13 protein-coding genes are annotated in these 14955 nt (G+C 68.5%); 8 read left to right on the top strand and 5 right to left on the bottom strand.

Features of this window, described 5'->3' with window-relative positions:
* Positions 1-33 precede the first annotated feature (33 nt).
* The 3 genes from G9465_RS02085 to G9465_RS02095 are packed head-to-tail and all read left to right on the top strand — an operon-like array spanning position 34 to position 3341.
* On the top strand, positions 34-423 hold the full coding sequence (locus G9465_RS02085; RefSeq protein WP_166967084.1) for a hypothetical protein: 390 nt from the start codon (positions 34-36) through the stop codon (positions 421-423).
* A complete protein-coding gene (locus G9465_RS02090) occupies positions 423-1673 on the top strand; it encodes an MFS transporter (protein ID WP_166967086.1) in 1251 nt (416 codons plus the stop codon). The genes G9465_RS02085 and G9465_RS02090 overlap by 1 nt, the downstream gene beginning before the upstream one ends.
* Before the next feature lie 42 nt (positions 1674-1715).
* The gene (locus G9465_RS02095) at positions 1716-3341 is read left to right on the top strand and encodes a gamma-glutamyltransferase family protein (protein WP_166967088.1); all 1626 of its coding nucleotides are present in this window, start codon (positions 1716-1718) and stop codon (positions 3339-3341) included.
* 13 nt (positions 3342-3354) lie between these two features.
* Here G9465_RS02095 and hisG read toward each other — a convergent pair whose 3' ends face one another.
* A complete protein-coding gene (gene hisG, locus G9465_RS02100) occupies positions 3355-4203 on the bottom strand; it encodes an ATP phosphoribosyltransferase (protein WP_166967090.1) in 849 nt (282 codons plus the stop codon).
* A gap of 44 nt (positions 4204-4247) precedes the next feature.
* The gene (locus tag G9465_RS02105; protein ID WP_227015676.1) at positions 4248-5447 is read right to left on the bottom strand and encodes an MFS transporter; all 1200 of its coding nucleotides are present in this window, start codon (positions 5445-5447) and stop codon (positions 4248-4250) included.
* A gap of 98 nt (positions 5448-5545) precedes the next feature.
* Between G9465_RS02105 and G9465_RS02110 the strand changes: the two genes are divergently transcribed.
* From G9465_RS02110 to G9465_RS02120, 3 genes are all read left to right on the top strand, one after another.
* On the top strand, positions 5546-6847 hold the full coding sequence (locus tag G9465_RS02110) for an amidohydrolase (protein WP_166967092.1): 1302 nt from the start codon (positions 5546-5548) through the stop codon (positions 6845-6847).
* Positions 6848-6973: 126 nt separating this feature from the next.
* Entirely contained in the window at positions 6974-8164 is a 1191-nt protein-coding gene (locus tag G9465_RS02115; RefSeq protein ID WP_166967094.1) for a DNA primase, read from the top strand.
* Positions 8165-8212: 48 nt separating this feature from the next.
* Positions 8213-9490, top strand: coding sequence for an adenosylhomocysteinase (locus G9465_RS02120; RefSeq protein ID WP_166967096.1), 1278 nt, complete (start codon positions 8213-8215; stop codon positions 9488-9490).
* 167 nt (positions 9491-9657) lie between these two features.
* Here the strand turns inward: G9465_RS02120 and G9465_RS02125 are convergent, their stop codons facing one another.
* Both G9465_RS02125 and G9465_RS02130 read right to left on the bottom strand, forming a co-directional pair.
* Positions 9658-11145 carry an MATE family efflux transporter gene (locus tag G9465_RS02125; RefSeq protein WP_166967098.1) on the bottom strand — a complete coding sequence of 496 codons (1488 nt, stop codon included), beginning with the start codon at positions 11143-11145 and terminating at the stop codon, positions 9658-9660.
* Positions 11146-11254: 109 nt separating this feature from the next.
* Positions 11255-12748: an MATE family efflux transporter gene (locus G9465_RS02130; protein ID WP_166972855.1), complete on the bottom strand. Its 1494-nt coding sequence runs from the start codon at positions 12746-12748 to the stop codon at positions 11255-11257.
* A gap of 93 nt (positions 12749-12841) precedes the next feature.
* Between G9465_RS02130 and priL the strand changes: the two genes are divergently transcribed.
* Positions 12842-13927, top strand: coding sequence for a DNA primase regulatory subunit PriL (gene priL / locus G9465_RS02135; protein WP_166967100.1), 1086 nt, complete (start codon positions 12842-12844; stop codon positions 13925-13927).
* On the opposite strand, the gene G9465_RS02140 is transcribed toward priL, so the two are convergent.
* On the bottom strand, positions 13924-14133 hold the full coding sequence (locus G9465_RS02140) for a hypothetical protein (RefSeq protein ID WP_166967102.1): 210 nt from the start codon (positions 14131-14133) through the stop codon (positions 13924-13926). The two genes, priL and G9465_RS02140, sit on opposite strands and share 4 nt — an antisense overlap.
* A 147-nt stretch (positions 14134-14280) precedes the next feature.
* Between G9465_RS02140 and G9465_RS02145 the strand changes: the two genes are divergently transcribed.
* On the top strand, positions 14281-14913 hold the full coding sequence (locus G9465_RS02145; protein ID WP_166967104.1) for an SWIM zinc finger family protein: 633 nt from the start codon (positions 14281-14283) through the stop codon (positions 14911-14913).
* Positions 14914-14955 lie beyond the last annotated feature (42 nt).

The following is a 14955-nucleotide window of genomic DNA, read 5'->3' on the forward strand; positions in this document are numbered from 1 at the left end:
AACGCATTAGCGCCGCCGCGACCAACCGCAGGTATGCTCCAGGCCGGTACGCCGAGTCTGACCGGCGGCGGCGTCCTCGCCGTCGTCGTCACCCTGTTGCTCACCTGGCTGTTCTACGCCGTCACGCTCCATCTGGCAGCGACGTTCTTCATCGGTGACGTCCCGAGCCAACTGGCCGCAAAGACCGCCGTCGTCCCCGCCGTCGTCTCTCTGTTGCTCCAGCAGTGGGGCGTCGAGTCGGGCATCGTCTCGCCGAGTCTCGGCGTCCTCGTCGTCGTCGCCGCCACGTTACTGGCCGACGGCATCGCCATCAGTTCCGTGTATCGGCTGTCGACCCGGTCGACCGCGCCGCTGGTCGCGCTGCACTTTGCCTTCGCGGCGGTGCTCGGGTTCGCGCTGAACAACATCTTCGGGCTGGTGTAATGGAGGACAACGACCGCGCCATCGTGACGTTCACCGGACTGGCACACGGACTGGTCCACACCTACGAACTCTCTATCCCCATCTTCGTCGTCGTCTGGCTCACCGAGTTCCCGGTGACGACGGCACTGCTCGGAACGGTGGTGGCCGTCGGCTACGGTCTGTTCGGTGCGGGCGCCCTGCCCGGGGGCGTCCTCGCGGACCGCTACGGGTCGAACCTGCTCGTGACGGTCTGTCTGGTCGGGATGGGGGCCTCCTTCCTCCTGTTGAGCGTCGCCCCGGGCGTGCTGACTATCGCCCTCGCGCTGGGGCTGTGGGGACTGGCGGCCAGCGTCTACCACCCAGCGGGGCTGGCGCTCATCTCCACCGGCGTCGAGGAACGCGGCACCGGCTTCGCCTACCACGGGATGGCCGGCAACGCCGGCATCGCGCTGGGGCCGCTCCTGACCGCACTCCTCTTGCTCGCGTTCGAGTGGCGCGTCGTCGCCGCCCTGCTCGTCGTCCCGGCCGTCGGCGCGGTGGCGTACGCGCTCACCGCCGAGTTCGACGAGACGGCGGCGGTCAGCACCGACGGCGGCGAGGCGAGAGACGGCGACGACGGCCCGCCGGCCTCCGTCGGCGAGTTCCTCGCGGACAGCCGCGCCCTCTTCACCACCGGATTCGCCCTCGCGATGCTCGTCGTGACGACGAACGGCCTGTTCTACCGCGGGACGCTGACGTTCCTGCCGGACGTCCTCGGCGGCTTCCTCCCGCCCGTCACCGAGTTCGTGCGGGTGTTCGAACCCGGGAGCCCGCTGGCCGAGGAGTTCGACCTCGCCTTCTACCTGTACTCGGGCCTGCTGACCGTCGGCATCGCCGGCCAGTACGTCGGCGGGAAACTCACCGACCGAATCGAGACGACGACCGGACTCGCGGCGGTGTTCGGCGGCCTCGCCGTCGTCGCCCTGCTGTTCGTCCCGGCCGCCGAAGCGGGGCTGGCGCCGCTCCTCGCGGTGAGCGTCCTGTTGGGCTTCCTGCTCTTTACGCTCCAGCCCCTGTATCAGGCCACCATCGCCGAGTACAGCCCGCCCGGCGACCGGGGGCTCTCCTACGGCTACACGTACCTGACGAACTTCGGCGTCGGCGCCGCCGGCGCGGCGATTTCGGGGTATCTCCTCTCGGCCGTCGGCGTGAATGGCACCTTCCTCGGACTGGCCGTGTTCCCCGCGCTGGGACTCGTGTTCGCGGTGACGCTCTGGCGACTCGACGAGTAGGGCCGGCCAAACAGTTTTCAGCGCCAGCCACCGGGTTCGTCTATGGACAGCCAGCCGAATCTGGACCGGTTTAGCTCCCGTCGGTCGACGGCCTACGGGACCCGGGGCGTCGTCGCGACGAGCCAACCGCTCGCCGCCGAGGCGGGCATCGAGGTCCTGCGCGAGGGCGGGAACGCCTTCGACGCGGCGGTGGCGACGGCGGCGACGCTGAACGTCGTCGAACCGATGAGTACGGGACTGGGCGGGGACGCCTTCGCGCTCTACCGCACCGCCGAGGGCGACGTGGGGGCGATGCGGGCCTGCGGCGGCGCGCCCGAGGCTGCGACGCTGGAGACGGTGCGGGAGCGAGTCGCCGACCGCGAGAATTGTCCGCCCGAGGACGCCGAGATGCCCGAGCGCGGACCGCTGGCGGTGACGGTGCCCGGTGCGCCCCGTGGCTGGGAGGCCACCGTCGAGCGGTTCGGCCGCCTCTCCCTGTCGACGGTCCTCGACGACGCCGTCCACTACGCCACGGAGGGGTTCCCGGTCAGCGAGGTCATCGCGTCGGCGTGGGCCCTCAGCGAACCGGAACTGCGCAACGACGCCGCCCGCGAGCAGTACCTCGTGGACGGTGAACGGGCACCCGAAGTGGGCGAGCAGATGCGCCTGCCCGAACTGGGCGAGACGCTCGAAACGCTGGCTAGGGAGGGGGCCGACCCGTTCTACGAGGGTGCCATCGCCGACGAGATAGCCGACACCGTGCAGTCCGCGGGCGGTCTGCTCGACCGCTCGGACCTCGCCGGGTTCGAGGTGGAGTATCCGGACCCCGTCTCGACGACGTACGGCGGCGCCGAGGTGTACGAACTCCCGCCGAACAATCAGGGCCTCGTCGCGCTGGAGGCGCTGAACGTTGCGGAAGCGGTCGGCGTCCCCGAGACCGACGACCCCGTCGAACGGACCCACCTGCTTGCGGAGGCGACGAAACTCGCCTTCACCGACGGCCACCACTACATCACCGACCCGGCGTACGAGGACGTGCCGCCGCTGGAGTCGAAACGGTGGGCCGAGCGGCGGGCCGAAGAAGTCGGGTCGGAGGCCATCGAGAACGCAGAAGTTGGCATGGTCGACTCGCCGGCCGAGGACGCCGACACCGTCCTGTTGACCGTCGCCGACGGCGCGGGCAACGTCGTCTCTTTCATCAACTCGCTGTTCAACGGGTTCGGGAGCGGCCTCGTGGCGGGCGAGACGGGCCTCACGCTCCAGAACCGTGGGGCGTCGTTCTCACTGGACGCCTCGCATCCGAACCGCCTCGAACCGGGCAAGCGGCCGTTCCACACCCTGATTCCGGGCCTCGCGCGCTTCGGCGAGGACGACTGGGCGGCCTTCGGCGTCATGGGCGGGTACATGCAACCACAGGGCCACGTGCAGGTCCTCTCGAACCTGCTGGACCGCGAGCTACCGTTACAGGCGGCACTGGACGAACCGCGCTGGCGCTACTGCGAGGACGGGACGCTGGCGACGGAGGCCCGCTTCGACGAGGACGTGACCGCGAAACTCGTCCGCCGGGGGCACGAGGTGCGCGTGGACGTGCCGCTGTACTTCGGCGGCGCACAGATAGCGCGCTACGAGGACGGGACCCTGTCGGGGGCGACCGAACCGCGCAAGGACGGCACCGTGGACGTGTTCTGAAAGAACAGCTAGATCACTCGATGAGGCGCTCGATTTCGGTGACGAGGACGTCTGTCGCACCGACGCCCTTCAGGTCGTTGATGGTCTCGAAGACGGCCGACTCCTCGACGACGGCGTGGACGGCCACGTCGTCGGACCCGGCGATGTCCATCACCGTCGGCCCGCCCATCCCCGGCAGGACCTCCTTCACGTCGTCCAGTGCGTCCTCGGGCGCGTTCATCATCAGGTAGCGCTTGTCCTCCGCAGAGAGGACCGACCCCAGCGCCATGTCGACCTGCTGGACCTTCTCGGCGTCTGCGGTGTCCTCACGGGCGAACAGGCGGACGGAACTCTGGAGCACCTCGGCGACGATTTCGAGACGGTTCATCCGCAGGGTCGTCCCGGTCGAGGTGATGTCGACGATGCCGTCGGCGATGTCGACGTGCGGGGTCAGTTCCGTCGCACCCGACACCTCGGCGATGTCCACCTCGACGCCCTGTTCCTCGAAGAAGCGACGGGTGATGTTCGGGAACTCCGTGGCGACGCGGCCGCCCTCGAAGTCGGCGACGGAGGTGACGCTGTCGTCGTCCTCGGGCGCCGCGAGGACGAGGCGACAGCGGCCGAAGTCGAGGTCACGCAGGTCCACGAGGTCGACGCCGGCCTCTCGCACTTGGTCGAGTCCGGTGATACCCACGTCGGCGGCGCCGTCGGCGACGTACTCGGGGATGTCTGCGGCGCGGGCATAGAGGACGGTCACGTCGGGGTCGACCGTCTGGGCGTACAGTTGGCGGTCGGCCCCGTCGACGAGGTGGAGGCCGGCCCGTTCGAGTAGTTCGACGCTCGGGTCGTGCAGGCGGCCCTTGTTGGGGACGGCGATGCGCATACCCTGACTGTGCGGCGGCGGGCCAACTGTCTTTCCCTCGCGGGTCACGCTCGGTGGGGAAGCGCGAGGTAGGCCAGCGCCGCCAGTGCGGTGAGGCCGGCCATCAGGTAGAACGCGCCGTCGAACAGACCGCCGTCGGCCAGTAACCCGACGAGCGTCGACCCGAGCGACCCGACGGCGAAGAAGGCAGACCGAAGCAAGCCCCACCCGGTCCCCTGTACGTCGTCGGGCAGGACGTCGACGATGTAGGCGTTCGAGAGCGGGCCGGCGCTCATGCGGATACCGATTGCGGCCGCGCCAGCCGCGAGTGCGACGGTGCCCTCCAGTTGTGGAAGCAACGCCAGCGGCACTGCGCTCACCAGCGCCACGGCGGTCAACACCGGTGGCGACCCGTAGCGGTCGGCGAGGCGTCCGGTCACGGACTGCGAGACGGCACCGCCGACGAACAGCACCGAGAGAACGCCCCCGGCGGTGCTCTGGTCGAGCGTCTTCACCGTCACGAGATACGTCGTCAGAAAGGCCGTCGCCGCCTGAAACACGAACAGCATGACCGTCGCGCCGACGACGGCCAGCAGAAGGCCGCGGTTTCGTATCCCGGCGAGGGCGGCCCGCAGGTCCTCGCGGAGGCGTCGGCCGTCCGTCGCCGTCGGTCGGTCCGAGACGGAGAGCCAGAGCGCGAGCGCCACGACGACGAAGACGGGAGCGACGCCGCCCAGCGCGATTCGCCACCCGTACCGGGCGGTGGCGACGCTGGCGACGAACGGGAGCGCGGCGGCACCGATAGACCCGGCGGCCATCACCGCGCCGAATGCGGTCCCCTCGTTCGCGTCGAACGTGCGCGAGAGGACCGTCCCGCGGGTCGGACCGTACAGTCCGGTTCCGAGACCGAAGGCGGCCGTCGCCAGCAAGAAGAGGGCGTACGTCGCCGAGACGAAGTACGCGAGCAGCCCCGCCCCCGAGAGGAGGGCTGCGGCGACCAGCAGGGTGCGCTCGCCGACGCGGTCGATGAGCGCCCCCGTCGGGAACTGCATCGCGGCGTAGGTGAGCCACAGCACCGTCACCGCCAGCCCCGCCGCCGCGTTCGAGAGGCCGAACTCCTCGGTGATAGTCGGCAGGACCGCCGGGACGACGAAGCGCATCCCGAGGACGAGGAACCACCCGGCCGCGACGGCGCCGAGCAACCGTCCGGGGTGGCCCTCCCGCAGGTCGCTGACGGTGCGCCGAACGGCGTCGGTGACGGCCATCGGAGTACCGAAGGCAAGCGCTCGACCGGTATGACGGTGACGGAAGGGGCGACCGCGGACCCGGCCGAACTAAGAGCGGGGCCACCCAACCGCCGGTCATGAGCGAACTCCTCGTGAGCGGTGGACGGGTCCTCCGTCCGGACCTGACAGTCGAACGCGCCGACGTCCTCGTCGACCAGAGCGCTGGCGAGATACTGGCCGTCGAGGCCCCCGGCGAACTGTCGGGCGACGACGAACTCGACGCCAGCGGCGGCCTCGTCATCCCGGGACTGGTCAACGCCCACACCCACGTCGCGATGACCCTGCTTCGGGGCTACGCCGACGACAAGCCGCTTGACGCGTGGTTGCAGGAGGACATCTGGCCCGTCGAGGCCGAACTCACCCCCGAGGACGTCCGCGTCGGCGCGGAACTGGGTCTCGTCGAGATGGTGAAGTCGGGTACGACGGCCCTCTCGGACATGTACTTCCACGTCGACGAGATAGCCGCGGCCGTCGAGGAGGCGGGCGTCCGGGCCGTCCTCGGCCACACCGCCGTCACCGTCGGCAAGGACGACGAGGGCGCTCGCGCGGACGTCACACAGAGTCTGGACGTGGCCCGCGAACTCGACGGCGCGGCCGACGGGCGCATCACGACCACGTTCCAGCCCCACAGCCTCACGACGGTCGGCGAGGAGTACCTGCGGGAGTTCGTCCCCGAGGCCGTCGAGGCGGGCCTGCCGATGCACCTCCACGCCAACGAGACCGAAGACGAGGTCGACCCACTCGTCGAAGAACACGGCGTGCGACCGCTCGAATACGCCGACGACGTGGGGCTACTCGGCGAGGACACGTTCCTCGCCCACTGCGTCCACGTCGACGAGACCGAAATCGGCCTGCTGGCCGAGACGGGCACCGGCGCGGTCCACTGCCCGGCCTCGAACATGAAACTCGCCAGCGGGATGGCACCGGTCCAGCGGCTGCTAGACGGCGGCGTCACGGTCGGTCTGGGTACCGACGGCGCGGCCTCGAACAACGACCTCGACATGTTCGACGAGATGCGCGACGCGGCGATGCTCGGGAAACTGGCCGCCGAGGACGCCAGCGCCGTCGCCGCCGAGACGGTCGTACAGATGGCGACGGCCAACGGCGCCGATCTGCTGGGCTTCGACAGCGGCCGCATCGAGGCCGGCGCGAACGCCGACCTCGCGGTCGTCGACCTCGAAACGCCCCACCTCACCCCAGCCCACGACCTCGTCTCACATCTGGCCTACGCCGCTCACGGCAGCGACGTGCGCCACACCGTCTGTGACGGCGAGGTGCTGCTGTGCGACCGCGACGTGACGGTGTTCGACGAGGCGGCGGTCCGACAGCGTGCAAGCGAGCACGCGGCGGCACTCGTCGACCGAGCCGAAGGCAATTAAACGTTCAGAGCGGATAGTGAACCGTATGAGGCGTTCTGCGGCCGTGTATCCGAACCCGCGAATCAGACTGAACGGTGTGAACGAGAGGGGGGTTTAGAGGGGTATCCGGTAAACGACTAGTACGTAATGCGAAACCAAGTGATTGCCCTCCTCGCGGTCGCTGCACTGTTCGGCGCTGCCCTCGCGCCGGCGGCGGCCGCCGCCGACACCGCGGACGAATCGCTCGCCGTAACCGTCACACAGGACGACGACGTCACCGTCGAAGTCACGCGGAACGGATCCGCCGTCGAGAACGCCACGGTGACCGTCGCCGCCGTCGACGGCAGTTACGACGGGTCGGGAAGCTACGAGACGGACGCGGACGGCACCGTCGCCCTCCCGACGCCCGACGAGCGTGTGAACGTCACCGTCACCGCCAGCGACGACGACGAGACGGCGGCGACGACGGTCGAACTCGACCCCGACTTCGAGGTCGACGTCGAACAGAACCGTGACGTGGTCGTGACGGTCACGCGCGACGACGCCGCCGTCGAGAACGCGACGGTCAACGTCAGCACGCGCGAGACGAACAGCGACTACGACGGCGCCGGGAGCTACGAGACCGGCGAGAACGGCACCGTGGTCCTCCCGACGCCCGAGGGCGACGAAGCCATGACACTGACCGTGACCGACGGTGAGACCGTCGAACGGAACGTCACGCTGGTCGACGGCATCGACGTCTCGGCGGCCCAGAACGACGACGGGACCGTCACCGTCGACGTGACCCGCAACGACACCGCCATCGAGAACGCCAACGTCTCGGTCTCGACCGACGGCAACGCCACCTACGAGGGCACCGGCGACTACCAGACCGACGCCGACGGCGAGGTGTCGCTGGTCGCCCCCGACGAGAACGTCACCGTCTCGGTGAACGCCAGCGCCGACAACGCCTCCGACGCCACCACGGTCGAACTCGAATACGTCAACGAGACGGCACAGGAGGACCGGGAGTTCGCCGGCGTCTCGGACTTCGTCCACTACCTACTGGAGAACGGGTCCACCGGTATCGGTCCGGAAGTCTCCGAGTACGTGACCCAGAACAACCCCGGGAACGCCCCCGACCACGCGGGCCCGCCCGAGGACCGCGGCGCTGACGAAGACGACGAAGAGGTAACCGAAGACGAAGAGGAAACTGACGACGAAGAAACCGAAGACGAAGAGGAAACTGACGACGAAGAAACCGAAGACGAAGAGGAAACTGACGACGAAGAAACCGACGACGACGGCGGCGAGAACGGCCTGCCGGACCACGCGAACGGCAACGCCAAGGGCCGGTAACTGAGCGCCTTCGGTAGCGTTTTACGAACTCTGTTCTTTCGTTCGGGCATGACCCCGCCCATTTCGGAGCGACTCGACGACGTGGAGACGGCCCGGGAGTCGGGCCGCCGGAAGATGGACTGGGCCGCCCAGCACATGCCCATCTGTGCGTCGCTACGCGAGGACTTCGAGGCCGACCAGCCCTTCGCGGGCGAGCGCATCGGCATGGCGATGCACGTCGAAGCGAAGACGGCCATTCTCGCGGAACTGCTGGCCAGAGGCGGCGCGGAAGTCGCCATCACCGGCTGTAACCCGCTCAGCACGCACGACGACGTGAGCGCCGCACTCGACGCCGTCGACGGCGTCACCTCCTACGCCGAACGCGGCGTCGACGACGAGGCGTACTACGCCGCCATCGAGGCCGTCATCGACCACGAACCCACGATTACGGTCGACGACGGGATGGACCTCGTCGCGGCCATCCACGAGGACTACCCCGAACTCATCGACACCATCGTCGGCGGGGCCGAGGAGACGACCACCGGCGTCCACCGCCTACGCGCGATGGACGCGGACGGCGAACTCGACTATCCAGTGTTCGCGGTCAACGACACGCCGATGAAACGCCTGTTCGACAACGTCCACGGCACCGGCGAGTCCTCGCTGGCCTCCATCGCGATGACGACGAACCTCTCGTGGGCCGGCAAGACCGTCGTCGTCGCCGGCTACGGCTACTGTGGAAAGGGCGTCGCGAAGAAGGCAAGCGGCCAGAACGCAGACGTGGTCGTCACCGAGGTCGAACCCCGCCGCGCGCTGGAAGCCCACATGGAGGGCTACGACGTGCTGCCGATGGCCGACGCGGCCGAAGAGGGCGACGTGTTCATCACGACGACCGGCAACCGCGACGTCATCGTCGAGGAGCACTTCGAGCAGATGCAGGACGGCGTCTTGCTCGCCAACGCCGGCCACTTCGACGTGGAAATCGACCTCGACACCCTCTCGGACCTCGCCGTCGACACCTACGAGGCCCGCGACGGCGTGCAGGCCTACGAGATGGAAGACGGCCGCCGCCTGAACGTCCTCGCGGAGGGTCGGCTCGTCAACCTCGCGACGCCCGTCGCGCTCGGCCACCCCGTCGAGGTGATGGACCAGAGCTTCGGGATTCAGGCCGTCTGCGTGCGCGAACTCGTCGAGAACGGCGACGCCTACGACGCCGGCGTCCACGACGTTCCCGACCGACTTGACAAGGAGGTGGCCGAAATCAAGCTTGCGGCGGAGGGCGTCGAGTTCGACTCCCTGACGGAGACCCAAGCCGAGTATATGGACTCCTGGCAGCACGGGACGTAGAGCGGTTCTGAGCGGAGCGAAGAACCGCTATCCGAAACGGGGAGCGACGCGACCCGGGGAGGACGTAGGGAGATTCGGAGCGAGCGAAGCGAACGAGAATCTCCGAAATGCGAGCGGGGAGCGTAACGACCCGCGAGCAGTAGCCGACCCCCTCGTTTTCCGGCTGGCTACGCGGTAGCGGCCGCCCCGTCGCCGACGTCCTCGCCCGACTCCTCCTCGATGACGTCGTCCAGCCAGTGTCCGCGCAGGAAAAAGGCGATGCCGGCGACGGCGGCGGCGACGTTGGAGGCGGCGATACCGTACCAAGCGCCGGGCGCGCCCATACCAACCACGACGACGAGGACCGCGGCGGCCACGATACGGAAGCCCCACAGCGTCAGCAGGCCCAGTCCCATCGAGAGGCGGGTCGAGCCGGCGCCGTGGAACGCGCCGTTTATCATGTGAAAGACGGCCATCACGGCCCACGTCGGCGCGACGATGCGGAGGAACGCCGTGCCGTGGTCGACGACGGCGGCCGCGCCCGCACCGGTGATGAACACGCCGACGATGGTCGGCGCGAACTGCGTGACGAGGAGGCTGGCGACGAGGAACACCGCCACCAGAATCCCGCTGGCGAGCAGCACGGTCCGACGGGCGCGCGCTCGCTCGCCGGCACCGAGATTCTGGCCGACGACGGTCTCGACGGCCATCCCCATGCCGACCATCGGGAGCCACACGAGCGACGTGAGGCGGCCGCCGATGCCGTAGGCCGCGACGGCGTCGGAGCCGACGAGCGCGACGAGCGCGGTCATCACCGTCACCGACAGGGCCTGCGTGCTCTGCTCTACGCTGAGTGGCGCGCCGACGCTGACGATTTTGCGAATCGCCGAGAGGTCGGGTCGGAGGTCCGACAGCGAGAGTTCGATACCGACTCGGCCCGAGAACAGGAGCCAGAGGCCCGCCACGGCGGCTAGACCGCGCGAGAATATCGTGGCGATGGCGGCACCTTCGACGCCGAGGCCGGTAAATCCCGTCGCCGCGAACGCGGTAGCCGCGAGGCCCTCCAGACCGAGCCACGCGAACAGGGGGTTGTCGGCGAACCCGAGGATGAGTATCGGGTCCAGCACGACGTTGAGCGCGACGCTGCCGACCATCAGGTACATCGGCGTCTTCGTGTCGCCCCAGCCGCGCAGCAGCGCCTGAAAGACGAAGAAGCCGAGCATGAAGTACAGGCCGAGGAAGACGTAGCGCGTGTAGGTCACGGCCATCTCGTGGATGGGCGTGCCGGCCTCGGTGCCGATGACCTGCAACAGCGTCGGCGTCAGGAGGTAGCCGACGACGGAGATAGCCACCGAGAGAGCGGTGACGAACACCAGCGTCTGGCCGGCGACGTGGCTCACGCGGCCGTCGTTCTCCGCGCCCGTGTGCTGGGAGATGAGGATGGTGCCGGCGCCGGTCATGCCGCCGCCGACGCTCACAAGCAGGAAGACGATGGGCCACGAGAACGAGAGGGCGCTCACGGCGTCCTGCCCGAGGCGACCGACCCAGAAGGTGTCGGCGATGTTGTACAGCGTCTGGAGGAGCTGCGTGGCGACGAGCGGCGCTGCCAGCGTCAGCAGGGGCCAGAGGAGGGCCCCCTGCGTGAACCGCTCGGACTGCTCGCTCGTCGCCGTCATCGTCGACACCTCAGGGAAGGGAAAGAGAGGGGGACCGACATGGTACTGACTGGACGGCCAGTCAGTATAGCCGTTCCGTGAGTACGTGAATCTCCCTCACGCAACCGGTTTAGTCGGCGGTAGCGGCCGCCTCGTCGTCCGACCGGTCCCCGCGCTCGTCCTCGTCGACCACCGACTCGTCCCAGTCGCCGACGAGGAACCAGACGCCGACGAGCGCCGCGGCGGCCACGTGCGAGACGGCGATGCCCCACCAGACGCCCATCGCACCCATCCCGACGACGGTTATCAGGACGAGCGTCGGCGGGATGCGGAAGAACCACTGCGAGGCGACGGAGAAACCGAGCGCCGTCCGCGTGCTGCCGGCCCCGCGGAACGCGGCGTTCAGGAGGTGAAACAGGCCCATGAACACGTACGTCGGACCGATGACACGGAAGTAGTCGGCACCCATCGACAGCACCTCGGGGGCCGTCTTGCTCACGTCGAAGAACAGCGCGACGATGGCCGCGGCGAAAGCGAACGCGCCCAGACTGGCGAGCAGGAAGACGCCGCCACCGAGACCTGCCGCCAGCAGGACGGCCCGGCGGGCGCGGCCCGACTGGTCGGCCCCGAGGTTCTGGCCGACGGCCGTCTCGACGCCCTGTGCGAGGCCCACCGCCGGGAGGTAGACGAGCGTGTTGATGCGGTTGCCGACGCCGTAGGCGGCGACGGCGTTCGTCCCGACCATCGCCACGAGGACGGTCATCCCGGTGTAGGCCAGCGAGTCCGCCGAGCGTTCGAGGCCGGCGGGTCCGCCGACATCCAGAATCTTCCGGACCGTCTCCCGGTCGGGGGCGAGGTCGGACAGGGAGAGCGCGAAGCCGAGTCGACCCGAAAAGAGGAGCCAGAATCCGGCCAGTGCGGCGCCGCCTCGGGAGATGACGGTGGCGACGGCTGCTCCGGCGACGCCCATCCCCGAGAAGCCGGTGAGCGCGTACAGCGTCGCTTCGAGGCCGCCAAGCCCGAGCAGGGAGAAGACGACGTTGCCGTCGAAGCCCAGCACGAAGAACGGATCGAGGACGGCGTTGGCGACGACGCTGCCGAACATCAGGTACATCGGCGTCTTCGTATCGCCCCACCCCCGCAGGATGGCCTGAAACGCGAACGCGCCGAACATGAACGCCGTCCCCGCGAAGACGATGCGGGTGTACTCGACGGCCATCGCGTGAATCTCCGTCCCCGGCGTCGTCCCGATAGAGGGCAGGAGCGTCGGCGCGAGGAGATAGCCGACGAGCGAGAGCAGGCCCGAGACGACGGCGGTGACGGCGATAGTCTGCCCGGCGACGGCCCGGACCCGGTCGTCGTTGCCGGCCCCGCGGTGCTGTGAGACGAGGACGGTTCCGGCGACGGTGAGCCCGCTTCCCAGCGAGATAGTGAGGAAGATGAACGGGAGCGAGTAGGTCAGCGCCGCGACGGCTCCGTCGCCTAGTCGGCCGACGACGAACGTATCCACGAGGTTGTACGCGACCTGCAGGAGTTGTGTTCCCACGAGTGGCAAGGAGAGGGCGAGCAGCGGGCGCAAGAGCGGCCCCTCGGTCAGGTCGACAGAGCGGTCGGTCGCGGACACGTCACCCACTACACAGGGGCGAGGTGATAATTCATCTGGGTTCGAGGCGGCCGGAACGAGGATTTTATTCGGCCACACGCGCAACGCCAGTCCATGCAGCCGCTCCACGCCCGCTATCCGTTCCTCGCCGCCGCCCGCGAGGCCGTCGAGGCCGCCGCGGTCGACCTCGGTGAGGTCGTCGCCACCGACGACGCGGTCACCCAGCGAGCGCTGGAGCGGGTCGAACGTGCCATCACGGACGGCACCGTCGGCGAGCCACACCGACGGACCCGCGTCGAACTGCTGTCGTATCCGGTGGCCCGCGTCCTCGTCTCGCTGGTCGACCAGCACGTCTGTACCCGCAAGTACGCTCGCGCGGAGGCCGAGGCGGCCCGAGAGCAGTTCAGTACCGAGTTCGAGGCGACGACGGAGTTCAAGTCCACTCAGAGCCAGCGCATCGAGTTGCGGGACCTGCTCGCGGAGTTCGACCTCGCCGGGTCGGTCCACGAAGCCGAGACGGGCTACTGGGTCGACGTCGGCGCGTACCTCGACTTGGCGGCCGACCAGCGGGGCGACCAGTGGCGGTTGGTCAACCGCCCGCTGGCCGACGGCCGCGTCCGCATCGCTGCCGAGGAACTCCACGTCCTGTTGAAACAGGCCATCCGTCACCGCGTCACCGACGGCCTCCCGTTCGACGTCCCCGACACCATCGCGAGCGAACTCGACGAGGAGGTCGACCACCTACAGGAGGTACTCGCGGAACTCGACCTCACCCGCGAGATAGACACCGTCGTCCCCGAGATGTTCCCGCCGTGCATGCAGGCGTTGCTCGATCAGGTCCAGAAAGGCGACCACCTCGAACACCACTCCCGTTTTGCCATCGCCGCGTTCCTCACGAGCATCGGGATGACGACCGACGAAATCGTCGACCTCTTTCAGGTGAATCCGGGCTTCGGCGAGGAGGCCACCCGCTATCAGGTCGATCACATCCGCGGCGACACGAGCCCCACCGAGTACTCGACGCCGGCGTGTTCGACCATGGTGTCCTACGGCGACTGCGTCAACAAAGACGACCTCTGTGAGCGGATTTCACACCCGATGGCCTACTACGAGAAGAAGTTAGACGACGCCGAAGACGACGACCTGGTCGACTGGCGCGAGGAGAACGGCGAGAGCGGCGAGGACGAGGCCGACGCCTAGAACTCCTGTCGTTCCATCCAGATGCCCGCCGCGAGCATCACGACGATGAACAGTCCGATAGCACCGATTATCGCGATGCCGCCCTGTTCGGTAAGCCCGCCGTTGCTGGAGTAGTTCAGCGAGACGAAGACGGCGGCGGCGACGAACGTCAGCAGCGCGATGGTCGAGACCACTATCTGCACGATGGCCTCCCGGTCGATTTCCATGTGGCGCGATATCGGTGGCCCGGGCAAAAGGGTGTCGAAGCGACCCCAAACCATACCCACAGCGGGCTGCTGGCCGAGACGTTTACCTCGCTCGAGACCCTACGTTTCGACTGGACACACCGAGAAATACAGCCGTGTCCGCCCGCTATGACACTGATAGAGCCATCGGCCGACTCGGAGCGGACTGCACTCGCACCGGACCCCAGCAAACTCGACTCCCGGGCCGCCCGCGCCTGGACCGAGCGCATGGCCGTCCGGCCGCGTGAGGGCAGTACCTACGCCGTCACCTCCGAGAGTGGCCACACGTACCTCGTGGACCTCACGGACCACTCCTGTACCTGTCCCGACCACCAGATTCGCGGCGAGCAATGCAAACACCTCCGCCGTGTCGCCATCGAGATTACGGCCCGGCGAGTGGCACCGCCACACCACCAGCGCGCCCGCTGTGACGTCTGTGGTGCCGTCACGTTCGTGTCCGAAGACGCCGACCCACCACACCTCTGTGAGAACTGCCGGGTCCTGCCGGGCGACGTCGTCGTCGACCGCGAGACGGGCGACAGCCTCGTCGTCGCCGGCGTGAGCGAGGACCGGGCCGACGAGTACGTCATCGAGGCGACCGGCCGGACCGTCGCCGCCCACGACACCAACGAGGGCTACCCGCCGGACGACATCGTGGTCGAAGTGACGTACCTCGCCGACGCGACCCGTCGAGACGACCCGCGACGGTACGCGTTCCCCTACAGTCGACTCCATCGGACGGACGCGGAACTGGTGGAGTGAGCGAAGCGATGGCCCTCTCGCTACTGCTCCGCGGTTCCCTGC

Origin of the sequence: Haloarcula sp. JP-L23 (genome assembly GCF_011602445.1) — an archaeon.
In the GTDB taxonomy this organism is placed as follows: domain Archaea; phylum Halobacteriota; class Halobacteria; order Halobacteriales; family Haloarculaceae; genus Haloarcula; species Haloarcula pellucida.

Bases quoted from the DNA above. Each gene is read 5' to 3' on its own strand.
- G9465_RS02085 (WP_166967084.1), top strand. From the start codon at position 34: ATGCTCCAGGCCGGTACGCCGAGTCTGACCGGCGGCGGCGTCCTCGCC.
- G9465_RS02090 (WP_166967086.1), top strand. From the start codon at position 423: ATGGAGGACAACGACCGCGCCATCGTGACGTTCACCGGACTGGCACAC.
- G9465_RS02095 (WP_166967088.1), top strand. From the start codon at position 1,716: ATGGACAGCCAGCCGAATCTGGACCGGTTTAGCTCCCGTCGGTCGACG.
- hisG (WP_166967090.1), bottom strand. From the start codon at position 4,203: ATGCGCATCGCCGTCCCCAACAAGGGCCGCCTGCACGACCCGAGCGTC.
- G9465_RS02105 (WP_227015676.1), bottom strand. From the start codon at position 5,447: ATGGCCGTCACCGACGCCGTTCGGCGCACCGTCAGCGACCTGCGGGAG.
- G9465_RS02110 (WP_166967092.1), top strand. From the start codon at position 5,546: ATGAGCGAACTCCTCGTGAGCGGTGGACGGGTCCTCCGTCCGGACCTG.
- G9465_RS02115 (WP_166967094.1), top strand. From the start codon at position 6,974: ATGCGAAACCAAGTGATTGCCCTCCTCGCGGTCGCTGCACTGTTCGGC.
- G9465_RS02120 (WP_166967096.1), top strand. From the start codon at position 8,213: ATGACCCCGCCCATTTCGGAGCGACTCGACGACGTGGAGACGGCCCGG.
- G9465_RS02125 (WP_166967098.1), bottom strand. From the start codon at position 11,145: ATGACGGCGACGAGCGAGCAGTCCGAGCGGTTCACGCAGGGGGCCCTC.
- priL (WP_166967100.1), top strand. From the start codon at position 12,842: ATGCAGCCGCTCCACGCCCGCTATCCGTTCCTCGCCGCCGCCCGCGAG.
- G9465_RS02140 (WP_166967102.1), bottom strand. From the start codon at position 14,133: ATGGAAATCGACCGGGAGGCCATCGTGCAGATAGTGGTCTCGACCATC.
- G9465_RS02145 (WP_166967104.1), top strand. From the start codon at position 14,281: ATGACACTGATAGAGCCATCGGCCGACTCGGAGCGGACTGCACTCGCA.